17 protein-coding genes are annotated in these 17,243 nt (G+C 74.2%); 9 read left to right on the top strand and 8 right to left on the bottom strand.

The window, feature by feature from the left end:
- Positions 1-55: 55 nt before the first annotated feature.
- Positions 56-865, bottom strand: coding sequence for an SDR family oxidoreductase (locus tag AY578_RS30745; protein WP_210635228.1), 810 nt, complete (start codon positions 863-865; stop codon positions 56-58).
- A 125-nt stretch (positions 866-990) separates the two neighbouring features.
- Here AY578_RS30745 and AY578_RS30740 point away from each other — a divergent pair, with 125 nt between their 5' ends.
- The 5 genes from AY578_RS30740 (at position 991) to AY578_RS30720 (ending at position 5,682) form a co-directional block, all read left to right on the top strand.
- The gene (locus tag AY578_RS30740) at positions 991-2,076 is read left to right on the top strand and encodes a PHP domain-containing protein (RefSeq protein WP_258906501.1); all 1,086 of its coding nucleotides are present in this window, start codon (positions 991-993) and stop codon (positions 2,074-2,076) included.
- The gene (locus AY578_RS30735) at positions 2,073-2,729 is read left to right on the top strand and encodes an HAD family hydrolase (RefSeq protein ID WP_258906499.1); all 657 of its coding nucleotides are present in this window, start codon (positions 2,073-2,075) and stop codon (positions 2,727-2,729) included. Before AY578_RS30740 ends, AY578_RS30735 begins: the two co-directional genes overlap by 4 nt.
- Positions 2,730-2,775: 46 nt before the next feature.
- Positions 2,776-3,984: an FUSC family protein gene (locus AY578_RS30730; protein WP_020699937.1), complete on the top strand. Its 1,209-nt coding sequence runs from the start codon at positions 2,776-2,778 to the stop codon at positions 3,982-3,984.
- A 328-nt stretch (positions 3,985-4,312) separates the two neighbouring features.
- Entirely contained in the window at positions 4,313-5,344 is a 1,032-nt protein-coding gene (locus AY578_RS30725) for an SDR family oxidoreductase (RefSeq protein ID WP_028959014.1), read from the top strand.
- A 65-nt stretch (positions 5,345-5,409) separates the two neighbouring features.
- Positions 5,410-5,682 carry a hypothetical protein gene (locus tag AY578_RS30720; protein ID WP_019521284.1) on the top strand — a complete coding sequence of 91 codons (273 nt, stop codon included), beginning with the start codon at positions 5,410-5,412 and terminating at the stop codon, positions 5,680-5,682.
- A gap of 312 nt (positions 5,683-5,994) precedes the next feature.
- Here AY578_RS30720 and AY578_RS30715 read toward each other — a convergent pair whose 3' ends face one another.
- Entirely contained in the window at positions 5,995-7,281 is a 1,287-nt protein-coding gene (locus tag AY578_RS30715; protein ID WP_136237554.1) for an ROK family transcriptional regulator, read from the bottom strand.
- Between the two features lie 82 nt (positions 7,282-7,363).
- Positions 7,364-8,359: a phosphotransferase family protein gene (locus AY578_RS30710; protein WP_215188334.1), complete on the bottom strand. Its 996-nt coding sequence runs from the start codon at positions 8,357-8,359 to the stop codon at positions 7,364-7,366.
- Between the two features lie 187 nt (positions 8,360-8,546).
- On the opposite strand from AY578_RS30710, the gene AY578_RS30705 reads away from it, so the two are divergent.
- From AY578_RS30705 to AY578_RS30695, 3 genes are all read left to right on the top strand, one after another.
- Positions 8,547-9,035, top strand: a complete 489-nt coding sequence (locus AY578_RS30705) for an FBP domain-containing protein (protein ID WP_019521286.1) — start codon at positions 8,547-8,549, stop codon at positions 9,033-9,035.
- A 120-nt stretch (positions 9,036-9,155) separates the two neighbouring features.
- Positions 9,156-10,424 carry an FUSC family protein gene (locus tag AY578_RS30700; protein WP_019521287.1) on the top strand — a complete coding sequence of 423 codons (1,269 nt, stop codon included), beginning with the start codon at positions 9,156-9,158 and terminating at the stop codon, positions 10,422-10,424.
- Between the two features lie 162 nt (positions 10,425-10,586).
- A complete protein-coding gene (locus AY578_RS30695) occupies positions 10,587-11,789 on the top strand; it encodes a lactonase family protein (protein WP_258906496.1) in 1,203 nt (400 codons plus the stop codon).
- Here AY578_RS30695 and AY578_RS30690 read toward each other — a convergent pair.
- Both AY578_RS30690 and AY578_RS30685 read right to left on the bottom strand, forming a co-directional pair.
- Positions 11,757-12,485, bottom strand: a complete 729-nt coding sequence (locus AY578_RS30690; RefSeq protein ID WP_019521289.1) for a DUF2470 domain-containing protein — start codon at positions 12,483-12,485, stop codon at positions 11,757-11,759. The genes AY578_RS30695 and AY578_RS30690 overlap by 33 nt on opposite strands.
- A gap of 96 nt (positions 12,486-12,581) precedes the next feature.
- Positions 12,582-13,190 (bottom strand): TetR/AcrR family transcriptional regulator, encoded by a 609-nt coding sequence (locus AY578_RS30685; RefSeq protein ID WP_019521290.1) that lies wholly within the window; start codon positions 13,188-13,190, stop codon positions 12,582-12,584.
- Between the two features lie 111 nt (positions 13,191-13,301).
- Here AY578_RS30685 and AY578_RS30680 point away from each other — a divergent pair, with 111 nt between their 5' ends.
- Positions 13,302-14,795 carry a cytochrome P450 gene (locus tag AY578_RS30680; RefSeq protein WP_161108706.1) on the top strand — a complete coding sequence of 498 codons (1,494 nt, stop codon included), beginning with the start codon at positions 13,302-13,304 and terminating at the stop codon, positions 14,793-14,795.
- 12 nt (positions 14,796-14,807) lie between these two features.
- Here AY578_RS30680 and AY578_RS30675 read toward each other — a convergent pair whose 3' ends face one another.
- From AY578_RS30675 to AY578_RS30665, 3 genes are read right to left on the bottom strand one after another with little or no spacing between them, the layout of a single operon-like run.
- A complete protein-coding gene (locus tag AY578_RS30675; protein WP_215048413.1) occupies positions 14,808-15,578 on the bottom strand; it encodes an MBL fold metallo-hydrolase in 771 nt (256 codons plus the stop codon).
- Positions 15,571-16,479, bottom strand: coding sequence for an RNA polymerase sigma factor SigJ (gene sigJ, locus AY578_RS30670; protein WP_161108708.1), 909 nt, complete (start codon positions 16,477-16,479; stop codon positions 15,571-15,573). Before sigJ ends, AY578_RS30675 begins: the two co-directional genes overlap by 8 nt.
- A 5-nt stretch (positions 16,480-16,484) precedes the next feature.
- On the bottom strand, positions 16,485-17,228 hold the full coding sequence (locus AY578_RS30665; protein ID WP_215048412.1) for a PIG-L deacetylase family protein: 744 nt from the start codon (positions 17,226-17,228) through the stop codon (positions 16,485-16,487).
- Between the last annotated feature and the right edge of the window lie 15 nt (positions 17,229-17,243).

Raw genomic sequence — 17,243 nt, 5'->3', positions numbered from 1 at the left:
GAGAGTAGACCCGAACGGCATGATCAGGGCTTTCCGGACATCACACCCGCCACCTTCAGGGGCGGCGCCAGTCGTCGCTCGTCAGGTGGGAGCCTGCCTGCGGTCCCATGCGGAGCATCCCGCCGTCCACGCTCCACGAGGCGCCGGTGACGTACGAGGCGTCGGGGCCGGCGAGGAAGGCGATCACCGCGGCGACCTCCCGTGCGTCTCCGGGGCGGCCGAGAGGGATGCCGGGGCGGCTCTCGGTGTGCGGGTCGGTGTCCTCCTGGCCGGTCATGGGGGTGGCGATCTCACCGGGGGCGACCGCGTTCACCGTGATGCCGTGCTCGGCCAGCTCCAGGGCCATCACCTGGGTGAGCAGCCCGAGACCGCCCTTGGCCGCGCAGTACGGGGCGGCCCCCACCCGCGGCTGGTGCTCGTGCACCGAGGTCACGTTGACGATCCGGCCGCCGTCGCCCTGCCGGATCATGTGCCGCGCCGCCTTCTGCGAGCACAGGAACGGGCCGAGCAGGTCGACGTCGAGGACCTCGCGCACCTTCTCGGGCCCCAGGTCGAGGAAGGGCGTCATGGTGCCGGTGCCGGCGTTGTTGACCAGCACGTCGACGCGCCCCAGCCGGTCGCCCAGCTCGTCCACCGTGTCCGCGGCGCCGGGCAGCTCGGTCAGGTCCAGGCGGGCGACCTCGGCGCGGCAGCCGTGCGAGCGCACCTCCTCGGCGGTCTCCTCCGCGCCCTCGCGGTCGGTGAGGTACGTGATGCCTACGTCCATGCCGGCCGCGGCGAGCCGTACGGCGGTGGCCCGGCCGATGCCGGAGTCCGCGCCGGTGACCAGGGCGACCTTGCCGTTGACGGGGGTGGAGAGGGACATACGGACCTCCTCGTCGTCGGTGTCCGGCGTGCCGGGTCGCAGTACCCGGTGCGGCGCGGGCCAACCGCCCCGACGCGGCGTGCGCCCCTGTACGCGCTGGGGAACCCTGGAGCGAGGAGGTGGCCATGGACCCCGTGGAGGCGCTGGAGGACATCGCGTTCCTGCTGGAGCGGTCGCTGGCCCCGACGTACCGGGTCAGGGCATTCCGCACCGCGGCGCGCACGCTGGCGGAGCTGGGCCCGGACGAGGTGCGCGAGCGGGCGGCGGCCGGGACGCTGGAGCGGCTCAAGGGCGTGGGGCCGAAGACCGCGCAGGTGGTGCGGGAGGCGCTGGCCGGGGACGTGCCGGAGTACCTGCGGAAGCTGCGCGAGGAGGCGGAGGCGGAGCCCGCGGACCGGGCGGGCGGGGAGCTGCGGGCGCTGCTGCGCGGGGACTGCCATCTGCACTCGGACTGGTCGGACGGGGGCAGCCCGATCGAGGAGATGGGCCGCACGGCCGCCGCGCTCGGTCATGAGTGGGCGGTGCTGACGGACCACTCCCCCCGGCTGACCGTGGCGCGGGGGCTGTCGGCGGAGCGGCTGCGGGACCAATTGGACGTGATCGAGGAGCTGAACGGGACATGGGCGCCGTTCCGGCTGCTCACCGGCATCGAGTGCGACATCCTCGAGGACGGCTCCCTCGACCAGGAGCCGGAGCTGCTGGAACGGCTGGACGTGGTCGTGGTGTCGGTGCACTCCAAGCTGCGGATGGACGCCCGGTCGATGACCCGCCGGATGGTGGCCGCCGTGCGCGACCCGCACTCCGACATCCTGGGCCACTGCACCGGGCGGCTGATCGGCGGGCGCGGCCGGCCGGAGTCGGAGTTCGACGCGGACGAGGTGTTCGCGGCGTGCGCGGAGACCGGCACCGCCGTGGAGATCAACAGCCGGCCCGAGCGGCTCGACCCGCCCCGGCGGCTGCTGCGGCGGGCGGTGGACGCCGGGGTGCTGTTCTCCGTCGACACGGACGCCCACGCGCCCGGGCAGCTGGACTGGCAGATCCTCGGCTGCGCCCGCGCCGAGGAGTGCGGGGTGTCGCCCGAGCGGGTGGTGACCACCTGGTCGCTGGAGCAGCTGCTCGCCTGGGCGCGGGAGCGCAGGACGCCGGCCGGAGTGGCGGGCGGCGGCGGTGGTACCCGTACGGGCCGACGAGGAGAGGAAGGACATTCATGACACGGGCGGCGGTCTTCGACGTCGACGGCACCCTGGCCGACACCAACCATCTGCACGTGACGGCCTGGTGGGAGGCGTTCCGGCAGGCCGGGCACCAGGTGCCCATGCACGCCGTCCACCGCGCCGTGGGGCTGCCCTCCACCGATCTGATCGCGCATCTGCTGGGCGAGGACCGGGACACCTCGCGGGACGCGGAGCTGAGCGCCGCGCACAAGACGCTGTACGGGCAGTACTCCGACCGGCTGCCCGCACTCCCCGGCGCCGGGCGGCTCCTGGAGCGGCTGCACGACGACGGATGGACCGTGGTGCTCGCCACCTCGGCCGGCGGAGCGGAGCTGGACGCGTTGCGCCGCGCGATCGGGGCGGACCGGGCGATCTCCGCGACGGCGAGCGCCGACGACGTCGACGCGGGCAAGCCGGCGCCCGAACCCGTCGAGCACGCGCTGGAGCTGGCGGGGGCGCCCGCGGAGCGCGCGGTGTTCGTGGGCGACACGGTGTGGGACATGCGGGCGGGGACGCGGGCCGGGGTGCGCTGTGTGGGCCTGCTGTGCGGCGGCATCCCGCGCGCCGATCTGACGGAGGCGGGCGCGGACGCGGTGTACGACGACCCGGCGCACCTGCTGGCGTCGCTGGCCGACTCGCCCCTGGCGTGAGATTCCGCATGCTTGTCCACCGGTCCGGCAGGGAAACCGCAGGCCCATGACGCGGGTGATCGACGGGACAGGGAACGACAGAGCGACATCGGGGCGGCTGGCCCGGGCCGTGGACGCGGTGCGCTGGGAGGCGGGCTCGGTGGGCCGGGCGGCGCGGGCCGTCGTGCGCGGGCCGGGGCGGGAGAGGGACCTGCTGGTCCAGTCACTCAAGGCGGCGCTGGCGGCGCTGCTGGCCTGGCTGGTGGCGCAGGTGTGGCTGGGCGACCCGATGGCGCTGATGGCGCCGTGGGTCGCGCTGGTGCTGGTGCAGGCCACCGTGTACAGCTCGCTGGTGACGGGGGCGCGGCAGTTCGCCGCGATCTGCGTCGGCGCCCTGGTGGCGTCGGGCGCGCAGGCGGTCACCGACGACAACACGGGCGCGCTCGCCCTGTCGGTGCCGGTGCTGGTGCTGCTGTCGAACTGGCGGCGCTTCGGCGACCAGGGCATCTACGCGGCGACCACGGCCGTCTTCACCATCGCGTCGGGCACGGTGAGCGTGGAGGCGGTGGGGCACCGGCTGGGACAGGCGGCGCTCGGCGCGGTCATCGGCGTGGCGGTGAACGCGTTCGTCCTGCCGCCGGTGCATCTGCGGGACGTGCGGGAGAACCTGGCGGCGCTGGCCCGGGAGGCGGGTGAGGTGCTGAGCGCCGTCGCCGGGGACCTGCGCGAGGGCGAGTGGGACGCGCAGACGGCCGTCGGCCGGCTGAACACGGCGAAACGGCTCCAGGACCGGCTGGACGCACTGCGCTCGGCGCGCGGCTGGAGCAGGGAGAGCCTGCTGCTGACGTCCGGGTGGCTGCGCACGCTGCACCGGGCGCCGACGGAGGCGCTGCCGTCGGAGGACGAGGACGAGCGGCTCGGCCGCGTCACCGGCCATGTCACAGCGCTGACCCGCAGTCTGGCCGTCGCGGCGGACGAGGAGCGCTCCGCGGCCGCGCCCGATCCGGAGGTGCTGCGCTCCTACGGGAAGCTGCTGGAGCTGCTCGCGGACAGCTGTCACGCGGAGGCGGACCGGCTGCTGGGCGAGAAGGAGCCCGGTGACCCGCTGCTGGACGAGCGGACCGACGCGGCGATGCGGGAGCTGCACACCGCGCTCCAGGAGGGTCTGGCCCAGGAGGCGGGGCAGGACGCGGCCCGGACGGCGGTGCTGGGCACGCTGGTGCTCCAGGCGGAGAACCTGTGGGCCGACCTGAACCCGGACGCGCGGGGCCGCTGACCGGTGCGTACCGGCGCGGCGGGGTGGTGGGGTGGTGACACACGTCACCGCTCGATACGGCCGCGGGCGGAACACAGCGAGGCTGTTGCCCGTTGAACAGACCGTGGGTGCGGATGGGACAGTGTCCCCGGGCCTCACCATCCGCCCACAGGGACGATCGTTCGGCTGAAGCCCTGTGGTGCCTTTCGCCGAGAGGCGACCGCCATGCGCACCCACCATATGCCGCCCCGGCCGTGATTCCCCCGTCACGGCCGGGGCTCTTTTTCGTGCCCGCGCACGGGGTACCCGGACCGCTCCGCGGAAGCAGTGCGGCCGGAGGGAGCGGGACGTGAGCAGCGCAGCGGGACTCAGGGTCGTCGTCACGGGCGCCACCGGGAACGTCGGGACCAGCGTGGTGCGGGCCCTCGCGGAGGAACCCGAGGTGGGTTCCGTACGGGGGCTGGCGCGGCGGATCCCCGACTGGTCGCCGCCGAAGACCGAGTGGGCGGCGGTGGACGTGGCCTCGGACCGGTTCGACCTGGTGCGGGAGTTCGCGGGCGCCGACGCGGTGATCCATCTGGCCTGGGCGTTCCAGCCCACGCACGACCCGGCGACCACCTGGCGCAGCAACGTGCTCGGCAGCATGCGGGTGTTCGACGCGGTGACGCGGGCGGAGGTGCCGACGCTGGTGCACGCCTCGTCGGTGGGGGCGTACTCCCCCGGCCCCAAGGATCACGCGGTGGACGAGTCGTGGCCGACGCACGGCTGGCCGGACGCGGCGTACTGCCGGGAGAAGGCGTATCTGGAGCGGGCCCTGGACATCGTGGAGCGCGACCGGCCCGGCCTTCGGGTGGTACGGATGCGGCCCGCGTTCCTCTTCAAGCGCGAGTCGGCGAGCGAGCAGCGGCGCATCTTCGGCGGGCGGTATCTGCCGGGGCAGCTGGCGCGCCCCGACCTGCTGCCGTTCCTGCCGGACATCCCCGGCCTTCGGATGCAGGTGCTCCACACGGACGACGCGGCGCAGGCGTACCGGCTGGCGGTGCTGTCCGCGGAGGCGCGGGGCCCGTACAACCTGGCGGCGGAGCCGACGGTGGACGTGGAGCTGCTGGGCGAGATGTTCGGCACGCGCCGGGTGCGGCTGCCGCGCGCGGCTGCCCGGTCGGCGGTCGCGGCGGCCTGGGGGCTGCGGCTGCTGCCGGCCTCCCCGCACCTGTTCGACGCGGTGCTGCGGCTGCCGCTGATGGACTGCACCCGCGCGCGGGTGGAGCTCGGCTGGCGGCCGACGCGCACGGCGACCCAGGTGGTGGAGGAGTTCCTGCTGGGCATGCGGCAGGGCGCCGGGGAGAACACGGCCCCGCTGCACGGCAGCGCGGTGGGCTGAGCGGCGCGGTTGCGCGGGGCCGTGTGGGGTACCCGCGAGGGCCGTACGGATGAAGGGAGAGCGTCGTGACCGACCATCGCCTCGAAGGCCCCGGTGAGAACGGCGTGGGCGTCCCCCGGGACCTGCCCGACCAGCAGGCGGGCCCCGACGAGGACCCCTGGGAGGTCGCACCGGCCGCCGCGCAACGGGAGAGTGAGCGCAAGGCCGAGGAGTCGGACGGCCCGGACTCCGAGGAGGACGTCCCCGACACGGACGAGGCAGGCACGGGCCGCCAGGGCGCGCCCCATTCGGCGGCGTCCTACCCGGAGGCCCCTGTACCGGACGAGTCGACGGGCTGACGTCCGCGGCGCGCCAACTGGGTGCCGGTGCCACCCGGGCCCGGTTCGGGGCGGCAGCCGCCCCGAACCCACAGAGCGCTGGGCACCTCAGCCCGGTACGCGGTCCCGGAGGGCCTCCCGACAGGCAGGCACCGGCACCGTCGGGCCCGGTGCGCAGGCGCGGGCCGGCCGCGCCGCGTCCGTTCGCGGCGGACGCCGGGCCGGAACAGACCACCACCCGTCTCCGCGCATCACGGGGCTCAGGCACCGGGCGGGGCGCTGCCAGGCCCGGTTCGGGGCGCGGGCGCCCCGGCGGAACACGCCGTCACGCCCTCAGCGCGGCACCCTGTCCCGGAGAGCCTCGCGCCAGGCCGGGGCCGGGACCGTCGGGTCCGGGTCCGGGCGGCGGCCGCCGCGATCGAAGAAGTCGGCCAGCGGCAGGATCGCCGCACCGACCGTCACCGCGTCCGGGCCCAGCTTGCCGAGTTCGATCGTGACCCGCTCCGCCGGATGGCGCAGCGCGTACGCCAGGGCGTGGCGGCGGACGGCCGGCAGGAAGCGGGAGCCGAGCTGGAGGCCGGCCCAGCCGCCCATGAGGATACGTTCCGGCTGGAAGAGGTTGATCAGGTCGGACAGGCCCGCGCCCAGGTACTCGGCGGTCTCCTCCAGCACCGCGAGGGCGACGGGGTCGGCGTCCGCGCCGTCGGCCGGGTAGGCGGCGGCGAGCATCGCGGTGAGCGCCGTCTCCTCGTCGGTGTCCTGCGGGACCCGGCCGCCCTCCTCGCTCCAGCGGGCCAGCAGCGACTCCGCACCCGCGTACGCCTCCAGGCAGCCCAGCGCGCCGCACCGGCAGCGGCGGCCCCGGACCCGTACCGTCAGGTGCCCCCACTCCACCGCCCGGCCGTGCCGCACCTCGGGGGTGACCAGGCTGGCGCCGACGCCGGAGCCGAAGAGGACGACGAGGGCGTTCTCCGCGCCGCGTCCCGCGCCGAACCACATCTCGGCCTGGCCGAGCGTCCGGGCCCCGTTGTCGATGAAGTACGGCACGCCGTCGGGCAGCGGGGAGCCGTCGCGGAGCAGGGACTCCAGCGGGACCGCGTCCCAGCCGATGGTCTGCCCGTGCACGACCGCGCCCCGGTCGGCGGTGCGCTCGACGATGCCGGGGACTCCGATGCCGACGCCGAGGAGCCGCTCGGGCGCCAGACCGGCGGCGGCGAGCACCTCGTCGATGCCGGAGCGGATGTGGTCCACGATGACCTCGACCTCGTACCGCTGCTGCTCCAGCGGGCGTTCGGTGCGGGCCAGCTCCGTGAGGGCGAGGTCGAACAGCTCGACGCGGACGCGGGTCTCGCCGACGTCGACGCCGATCATGTGACCGCTGGCGGGGGCCACGCGCAGCAGGGTGCGGGGGCGGCCGCCGTCGGAGTCGACGCTGCCGGCCTCCTCGACCAGCCCGTCGGCGATCAGGTCGGCGACGACGTTGCTGACGGAACCGGAGCTGAGGCCGGTCGCGGGGCCGAGTTCGAAGCGGCTGAGGGGGCCGTCGAAGTAGAGCCGCTGCAGCACGGCCGTACGGTTGGCCCGTCTGAGGTCGCGCACCGTGCGCCCGTTGCCCGCCATGTGGCTCCCCTCCCATGCACCCGGCCCGACCTGCAACATACCTCCGGGCGGCGCCCCGGCGCGACTTTCCCTCCTCCTTAGTTCACGATGTGAACTTACTCGCCTCGCCGATTTCCTCGAGCGTCGCCATCAGGTGCGGGCCGACCCGCTCCCGCACCCGGCGCGCGTCCTCCGCGCCCACCGCCCGGGGCACCGTCTCCGTCAGCATGATCAGGTCGAGGTACGCGCGGTAGAGCGCGAGACGCAGGCGGCCGTCCTCGTCGAGCACCGCGGGGCCGCCCTCCTCCGCGTAGCCGGCGAGGAAGGCGTCGTCCCGCTCGATGTCGCCCAGCAACGCCAGGGAGACGAGGTCGGCGAGCGGGTCGCCCCAGAACATCCGCTCCCCGTCGATCAGCCCGCCGATCCGCGCGGGCCCGTCCGGGCCGGACCGGTCGACCAGGATGTTGCCGGGCCACAGGTCGAAGTGGACCAGCACCGGCACGGTCACCGCGTCCAGCACGGGAGCGGCGGCCCGGAACACGGCGGCCACCTCGTCCGCGGGGCAGGGCAGCCAGGGACGGTGGTCGCGGACGTCGGCGAGCACGGCGTCGGTCATCGCGGTGAACGCGGTCCGCCAGTCGGGTGCGAGCGGGCCGAGGGCGTCCGTGGGGTAGCCGTACGCGGTGCCGGTCACCCGGTGCAGCCGTGCCACCTGGCGGCCGAGTTCGGTCCGCAGGACCTCGCGCTCCTCGTCGGAGGGCGCCGCCTCGGGCCAGGGCACGCCCGGGCAGGCGGTGAGCAGCAGATACGGTTCGGCGTGGTCCGCGGCGAGGGACACGGCGTGCGGGGCGGGCACCCTGGCCTGCTCCGCCCCGGCGCAGAAGCCGGCCTCCGCGACCAGCAGCCGCCGCTCGTGGCGCAGTCCGGGCACGGCGGGCGGGGGCGGGACCTTCAGGACGTAGCGGGTACCGTCGGACAGGAGGATCTCCTCGACGGTGTTGTAGGTGCCGCCGCCCAGGGGGCGCACGCCGGACAGAGCGTCCGGCGGCAGGCCCGCGTCCGCGAGCACCCTGCGGGCCCGTTCCCGGGAGTCCCCCATCGCGCCTTCCCCTCCCCCTCGGCGACTGCGGTACAGCGTACGGCGCTCCCCCGGGCCAGGCGCCGGGGCGGTGGGCGGCGGGCCGCGCGCGGCGGAAAACCGTTGGCCCCGGCGCGGGGCGGTCCCTACGCTGGCCGCCGAAACCTAGACCCCCTAGGTTTCACGGGACATCACAGGAGACGACCTCATGAAAGCCCTCACCGAGCGGGACATCCGCGGTTCGTTCATCAACTGCTCGAAGGGTGAGGCGAAGCGGCTGCACGTGCCCCGGGACCTGGACGGTCGCCCGTGGGACGACCTCGACTTCCTGGGCTGGGGTGATCCGGGCGCTCCCGACCGCAGCTATCTGGTCGTCGAAGGGCACGACCGGCTCGTCGGAGTGGCGATGCGCTTCCAGCCCGCCCAGCGGGGTTTCCTCCACCGCAGCATGTGCTCCCTGTGTCTGACGACCCATCCGCGCGGCGGGGTGTCGCTGATGACCGCGCGCAAGTCGGGCCCGGCGGGCCGGGAGGGCAACTCGGTCGGCGCCTACATGTGCACCGACCTGGCCTGCTCCCTGTATCTGCGCGGACTGAAGGTGCCGGAGACGGGGGCACGGTTCGAGGAGAGCCTCACGCTGGAGGAGCAGATCGACCGCACGCGGCAGAATCTGTTCGCCTTCATCGACAAGCTGTGACCCCGTCAGGCGACGGGACACCCGCTCGGGCGGCGGGGTGTGGTCCCGTTGCCGTACCCCGGGCGACTGCCGTCACGGCAAACACGTTCGTCCCACGCGTGGAGGGGGAACCGTCCGAGGATGCACGTCGTACGCCAGATGACCGCGCCTGCCGTCCAATGGCTCAAGCAGCACCGTGATCCGCTGACCGTGCAGACGGTGCGGTCGGCGGCCGCGGCGACCATCGCCTACGTGATCGCGGTCCGCCTGAGCCCGGAGGCCGCGCCGCTCACCGCTCCCCTGACGGCGCTGCTCGTCGTCCAGGTCACCCTGTACTCGACCCTGAGGACCGGTTGGCGCCGGGTGAACTCCGTGGTGACGGGCGTGGTGCTGGCGATCCTGTTCAGTCTGCTGGTGGGTCTGACCTGGTGGAGCCTCGGTCTGCTGATCCTCGCGGCACTGATCACCGGCCATATCGTGCGGGCGGGCGAGTTCGTGCCCGAGGTGGCGATCAGCGCCATGCTGGTGCTCGGCGTGACCACACACGGCGACACCGCCTGGGCGCGCATCGTGGAGACGCTGATCGGCGCCTTCGTCGGGATGGGGTTCAACCTGCTGCTGGCGCCGCCCGTATGGGTGGAGGAGGCCGGCGAGTCCATCGAGGAGCTGGCGCGCCGGGTGCGGCAGCTGATGCTCCGTATCGGCGAGGAGGCCGCGGGCCGTCCGCCCGCGGCGCGCGCGGCGGCCCGGCTGCACGAGGCCCGCCGCCTCGACCACGACATCGGCGAGGTGGACGCCGACCTGCGGCAGGCGGAGGAGAGCCTGCGGCTCAACCCGCGTGTCCGGGAGGGGCTGCTGCACCGGGTGGTGCTGCGCACGGGTTTGGACACGCTGGAGATCTGCACGGTGGTGCTGCGGGTGCTGGCCCGCACGCTGACCGACCTGGCGAAGGAGCGGGAGCCGGAACGTCTCTTCTCGGAGGAGACGGGGCAGGTCTTCGAACAGCTGCTGGCGGAGATCGCCGACGCCGTGGTCAGCTTCGCGGTGCTGGTCACCACGAGCGTGAGCGCCAACGCCGAGTCGGCTGAGGAACGGCTGTCCTCGCAGCTGCGGCAGGCGGCCGGCACCCGCGACAAGCTGGCGGAGCTGCTGTACGAGGAGGCCCGGCGCGACCGGGAGCAGTGGCAGCTCCTGGGCGCGCTGCTGACCGAGGTCAACCGCATCCTCGACGAGATGGACACCGAGCACCGCACCCGGCGGCTGTTCGAGGAACTCGACCGTCACTCGCGGGAACAGCGGGAGCGGCTCCCCCGTCTCACCCGCATGCGGGACCGGCTGTCCGGCCTCCTGGGCCGCGTGCGGGGCCTCTTCCGCCGCGACCGGGAGGAGAAGCCGGCGGGGCGGCGCTGAGGGGGGCGTTTCCCGGAGGGACGGGTGCCTCCGCGCCCGGAGGGCGGGACGGCAACGGGCCGCGACCCGCCCGCGCAAGCGGGTTTCCCTTGCGTTCGACCGGTGATCGACGCCAAGGTTGCCCGAGGCGAGCGGGACGGGAGACGACCGAAGGTGCGTGTGATGATCAGGGCCGGCTTGAACAGGCGCCGCTTCGTGGGCGCGTTCGCGGGGACGGCCGCCGGGATGTCGCTGCCCGCCTGTGACGGCGGCTCCCACCCGTCCGACGCGCCGACCCCGCCGGCCCCGGCCACGGTGACCGGCCCGCCCGCGCCGAGCGCGACATCCTCGGGCCCGCGCCCGCTGTACCTGGGCACGTACACCTCGGCCGACGGCGGCGGCAAGGGCATCGGGACCGCGACGTACGACCCGGTGACGGGGCGGATCAGCGGCGAGGGCGTCATCGGCGGGGTGGGCGACCCGTCGTTCCTGGCGGTGCACCCGGACGGCCGGACGCTGTACGCGGTGAACGAGCGGGAGGACGGCGCGGTGACCGCCGTGCGGCTGTCCGACCGGAAGGTGCTGGGCAGCAGCGCCACCGGCGGGTCCTCGCCGTGTCATCTGTCGGTGCATCCGGGTGGGCGGTTCCTGCTGAGCGCCGACTACGGTTCGGGCACGGTCGCGGTGCACCGGATCGAGCAGTCGGGCGTCCTCGGCGGGCGCACGGCCCTGGTCACCCACTCCGAGCCGGCACCGGGTCCGGGTCAACAGGGCCCGCACGCGCATCAGTTCGTCACCGCCCCGGACGGCGAGCACGTCCTCGCCGTGGACCTGGGCACGGACACCGTGTACACGTACCGCCTCGACGACAAGGACGGGACGCTCACCGAGGTGTCGCGGGCGGCCGCGCGGGCCGGCGCGGGACCGCGCCAGCTGACCTTCCACCCCGGCGGGCGGTACGCCTACCTCGCCAACGAGCTGGACGACACGGTGACGGTGTGCGCCTACGAGCCGACGTCGGGCCGGCTGACGATCGGGGAGCCGCAGCCGACGGGCTCGGAGCCCGAGGCGGGCACCAACTACCCGGCGCAGCTCGTCGTCACCGGCGACGGCCGGTGGGCGTATCTCGCCAACCGGGGCCACAACAGCGTCGCCCGGTACGCCGTCGAGGAGGACGGGGCCCGGCTGCGGCTGCTCGGCACCGTGCCGGTGGGCGGCGACTTCCCACGCCACATCGCCCTCTCCCCCGACGGCGGGCTGCTGTTCACGGCGAATCAGAGGTCCGGTGACGTCAGCGTGTTCCACGTGGACGCGGACAGCGGCGAACTGCGCCCGGCGGGCGAGCCGTTCGCGTCACCCGTCGCCGTCTGCGCGCTGCCCCTGTAGCGGGCGCGGGCAGGACGCGGCCGCCGCCTGCGCGAGCAGGACGTGCATGCGCTCGGTGAGCTGCGAGACGTCGTCGGCGGGCGCGTGGAACGCCAGCCGTACGTCGCCGTCGGTGCGGGCGCGTTCGATGCGCAAGGTCAGCCCGTGCCGGTCCACGGCGAGCGGTCGCACCCGCACCGCGCCCTGGAGGCTCGCAGGGTCGACCAGACGGGTGAGGCGCTCGACGGCGTCGGCGTGGCAGTCCGCGAGGTGGGTCAGCAGCCGCGCCTCGGCGCCGGCCAGCGGGTCGGGCGCGGCGGCGGCGAACTCGTCGGCGCCGACCATCAGCGCGCCGGAGGGCCTGCGGAGGACCACACGCGTGGGCCGCAGTTCGAGCCGGCCACCCTCGACGGAGAACCATCCGGCGAGCCACACCCGGGAACGGACGCGGTTGCGCACGGGGACGGGGGCGACGTCGGCGAACTCCAGCACCGCGGACGGCTCGCCGCGCGGTGCGCAGATCGCGGCGGCGGGCAGGGCGCCGTCCTCGGGCACGTCGAGGAGGACCCGCCCGTCGTCCGTGACGGTGTGCGCGCCGACCAGTTCCTCGCGGGTGCCCTCCGCGGTCAGCGTGCAGGACCATGCGGCGGCGAGCACGGAGCGGGCCCGCTCGGCCGCGCCCGGTGCGGCGGCCCAACTGTGCGTGTGGTCACCCATCCCAACCTCCTCTTAGGTAAGCCTTGCCTAACCTATCGAAGATCGGAGCGCACGCCAACCGGCCCCGGTGATCTTTTCGGAACCTGCCAGGGGCACTCAGGGCGCGAGGACGCCCAGCAGCGCACGCGCGCAGAGGTCCCGTACCTGGTCGCGCCCCAACTGCGCCCCGCGCAGCCACTCCAGACAGACCGCCGTGGTGAACGCCAGCCAGCCCCGCACCGCGAGCCGGGTGTCCGGCCGGCTCTCCAGCACGGGACCGAACTCAGGGTCGGCGGCGAGCGCGGCGAGGATCTGCCGCTCCTGCGCGCCCAGCGCCCGCCGGTAGACCCGCCGCACCGCCTGGTCCCCTGCCGCGTCGGCGCGATGGAAGGCGCGGTAGCCGTGCGCGTGGGTCTCGACGTACTCCAGATAGGCGTCGAGTCCGGCGGTGAGCTGCTCGCGCACCGGGACGCCCGGCACGGGCGCCGTCATCCGGAGCATCCGCTCGCTCTCGCGCTCCACCACGGCCGCGAAGAAGTCCCTCTTGGCCGGGAAGTAGTGGTAGAGCAGTCCGCGCGACACCCCGGCGATCTCGGCGACCTGCTCGATCCACACCTCGTCGTACGGGCTCTCGGAGAACAACCGCGCACCCACGGCGAGCAGTTGCTCCCTGCGCTCCTCGGTGCTCAGCCGGCGGCGCGCGCGCCCGCCCTGGTCCACGGCCATTCCCGCACTGTAGTTGACGCCCGTCCGACCGCCGGACCAGACTGTCACCGCGTTATTGAACTCATGTGCAACACGTCGCCACTCGCTCGCCGGACCGAAGGAGACCGTGTCATGGCGGAGACGACGGCACGGGCCGCCGTGCCGAAGGGGTTCCGCAGCGCGGAGCAGGGCTGGCCCGCACTGCACCGCATACCGCGTCCGCCGTACCGGCTGCCGCTGCTCGGCGACGTCGTCGGGGCGAGCAGACGAACCCCCGTGCAGGACTCGCTGCGTCTCGGCCGCGAGTTGGGTCCGATCTTCCGGCGCCGGGCGTTCGGCAACGAGTTCGTGTTCACCTGGGGCTCCCGGCTGGTGGCGGACCTGGCCGACGAGTCGCGGTTCGCCAAACACGTGGGTCTGGGCGTGGCCAACCTGCGCCCGCTCGCGGGCGACGGCCTGTTCACCGCCTACAACCACGAGCCCAACTGGCAGCTGGCGCACGACGTGCTGGCGCCCGGGTTCAGCCGGGAGGCGATGTCCGGCTACCACCCGATGATGCTGTCGGTGGCGGCGCGCCTGACCGAGCACTGGGACGCCGCGGCGACGGACGGCCGGTGGGTGGACGTGCCCGGCGACATGACCAAGCTGACGCTGGAGACGATCGCGCGCACCGGCTTCGGGTACGACTTCGGCTCCTTCGAACGGTCCCGCCCGCACCCGTTCGTCACGTCGATGGTCGGCGCGCTCTCGCACGCGCAGCGGCTGAACAACGTGCCGCCGCCGCTGGCCCCGCTGCTGTTGCGCCGGGCCGGCCGGCGCAACGCCGAGGACATCGCGCGCCTCGGCCACATCGTCGACGAGGTGGTCCGCCGCCGGCGCGCGGACGGACACGGGGACGGCGACCTGCTGGACCGCATGCTGGAGACCGCGCACCCGGTCACCGGTGAACGGCTGTCACCGGAGAACGTGCGCCGCCAGGTCATCACCTTCCTGGTCGCCGGCCACGAGACCACCTCCGGCGCCCTGTCCTTCGCCCTGCACTACCTGTCCCTCCACCCGGAGGTGGCGGACCGCGCCCGCGCCGAGGTCGACCGGGTCTGGGGCGACACGGACACACCCGCCTACGAACAGGTGGCCCGTCTCCGCTACGTCCGCCGCGTCCTCGACGAGTCGCTGCGGCTGTGGCCGACGGCGCCGGCGTACTCGCGTGAGGCGACGCAGGACACGGTGCTGGCGGACGAGCATCCGATGCGACGCGGCGCGTGGACGCTGGTGCTCATCCCGATGCTGCACCGGGACCCCGAGGTGTGGGGCGCGGACGCCGACCGCTTCGACCCGGACCGCTTCGACCCTGCGGCGGTACGCTCCCGCCCGCCCCACACCTACAAGCCCTTCGGCACAGGCGCCCGCGCCTGCATCGGCCGCCAGTTCGCCCTCCACGAGGCGACACTGGTCCTCGCCCTGCTCCTCCGCCGCTACGACCTCCACCCGGACCCGTCGTACCGCCTCCGCGTGACGGAACGGCTGACGCTGATGCCGGAGGGGCTGCGGCTAAGGGCGGTGCGGCGGAGTGCCCGCAGGGCGGAGATTCCGGGGCAGCGGACGGACAGCGGGGCCGCGTCCTGAGGCACCGGTGGTTCACCCGATCGAGTAGGTGACGTCCGACGCCGCGTGCTCGACCGGACCGTCGTATCGTGCCGCCGCGCGGGTCACTGCCTGCCGGGCTGTCAGGAAGCGGCCCACGTGGGTGACGATCAGACGGGCGGCCCCGGCCGTGCGGGCCGTGGCAGCGGCGCCCTCGGGGGTGTGGTGCACCTGTTCGCCCTCGGACGGCGGCCGGTCGCTCTCCGCCTCGCACAGCAGCGCGTCGCAGTCCTCGGCCAGTTCCGTGAGGCTCGGGCACGGGGCCGTGTCCCCGGAGTAGACGGGGGACGCGCCCTCCGTCTCGATGCGCACGGCGAAGGCAGGGATGCCGTGCGACACCGCCCGGCTGGTGAGCCGGAGCGGTCCGGCCGTCGCCCGGTGGCCGTCGTACAACTCCGTCACCGCGAAGGCGGATTCGACCGGGCTGCGGGTCGGCGTGTTGGTGAGGAAGTGGGCCAGGCGGTCGGCGGTTCCGGGCGGGCCGTAGAGCGGGATCGGCGACGGGAGGTCGATATCCGAGAACAGGAGGCCGTAGTACGCGGTGAGCAGGTCCGCGCTGTGGTCGGCGTGGAGATGGGATATCCAGATCGCGTCGAGCTCGTCCAGCCTCACGTATCGCTGGAGCGGGCCCAGCGTCCCACTGCCCGCGTCCATCCAGACGTGGGTGTTCCCGCTCGACACCAGATAGCCGGAGCACGGGTTGTCCGCCGTCGGGTAGGGCGTCGCGCAGCCCAGGACCGTGAGGTCGAGGCGTCCGTCAGGCATGGGCAGCGTCCTCCTCGTCCGGAAGGGTCAGATCCCTCAGCCGCTCCGGGTCCGCCAGGACGTACAGCGCCGTGATGCGGCCTTCGTGGACCGTGGCCGTCAGGACCGAGCCGACGCGGCCGTCGGCCACGCCGACCAGGCCCGGGGCGCCGTTGACCAGGACCATGCGGGCGGTCGCGTTGTAGCGGGAGAACAGCATCGCCGACTCGGCGACCCGCCGCGCGCCCTGGAGACGCTTGGAGGCGGCCACGCCCTGGACCAGTGCGCCCGCGTCCGCGCGCAGCACCACGTCCGGGTGGAGCACGGCGAGCAGCGCCTCGAAGTCGCCGGTGCGCGCGGCGGCGCGGAACGCGTCGAGGGCTTCCCGCTGACGGGCGGTGTCCGGGTCGGACGGCGGGGCGGTGTCGCGGACCCGGCGGCGGGCCCTGCTCGCGAGCTGCCGTGTCGCGGCCGGGGTGCGCTCCAGCACCGCGGCGATGTCGTCGAAGGGCACGGCGAACATGTCGTGCAGCACGAACGCCAGCCGCTCGTCGGGGTCGAGGTTCTCCATGACGACCAGCAGGGCGATGCCCACCGAGTCGGCCTCCAGCGCCTCCTGCTCCGGGTCGACGCGGGACAGCGGCCGGATCACCGGGTCCGGGACGAACGTGTCGTCCATCGGCTGCTCCCGGCGCGCCGTGCGCGAGCGCAGCAGATCCAGGCAGATGCGGCCGGTCACCGTGGTGAGCCACCCGCCGAGGTTGTCGATCTCGCCGGGCTCCATGCGGCCCAGCCGCAGCCACGCCTCCTGGACGGCGTCCTCCGCCTCGGCGAGCGAGCCGAGCATGCGATAGGCGACCGCCTTCAGATGACCTCGGTGCTCCTCGAAGCTCCGCGCGAGCTGTTCCTCGCCCTCCCCCACGACCCTCACCTCGGGAACAGCTCGAAGGCGACCGCCTGAACGCCGGCGAACCGCTTGCCCGTCTCCTCGGCGAACCCGGTCAGCAGCGTGCGCGCGTACGTCTCCGGGTCCTCGTCGGTGAGGGCCTCGATGTAGGTGCGGTGCTCCAGCAGGGAGCGCACCGCCCGCTCCAGTCCGGCGGTCGCGTCCGCCGCGTGCGTCGGCGCGCTCGAGCCGGCGACCGCCACCCAGCGCACGCCGTCCCAGGGCTCCAGCCCCTGCTCGGTCAGCTCCGGGAAGATCCACCGGTTGCCCGCGTCGCCGGCCGCGTCGAGCACGGCGCGGCCGACGGCCACGTGGTCCGGGGTGTTCCAGGCGGTGCCGCCCCAGGTGTCCCGGTGGTTCAGGGTGATCACCAGCTCGGGGCGGTGACGCCGGATCTCCGCCGCGATGTCCCGGCGCAGGGCGGGGCCGTACTCGATCACGCCGTCCCTGTGGTCCAGGAAGGCGACGTCGGACACCCCCACCACGGCCGCGCTCGCGCGCTGTTCGAGCTCCCGGAGCGGCGCGCACCTGGCCGGCTCCAGGGTGTCGATGCCCGCCTCGCCGCGGGTCGCCAGCACGTAGGAGACCTCTCGGCCCGCGTCGGTCCACGCCGCGACGGCCGCCGCACAGCCGTACTCCAGGTCGTCCGGGTGGGCCACCACGGCCAGAGCGCGCTGCCAGTCGTCGGGCATGGGCTGGAGTTGACTGATCGTCGGCTCGGTCATGTTCCGCAGATTAGC

Source organism: Streptomyces thermocarboxydus, from assembly GCF_024760485.1.
GTDB classification, from domain to species: domain Bacteria; phylum Actinomycetota; class Actinomycetes; order Streptomycetales; family Streptomycetaceae; genus Streptomyces; species Streptomyces cellulosae.
Note: the sequence above shows the minus strand (reverse complement) of the source record. Positions and strands in the feature narration are given on the sequence as shown.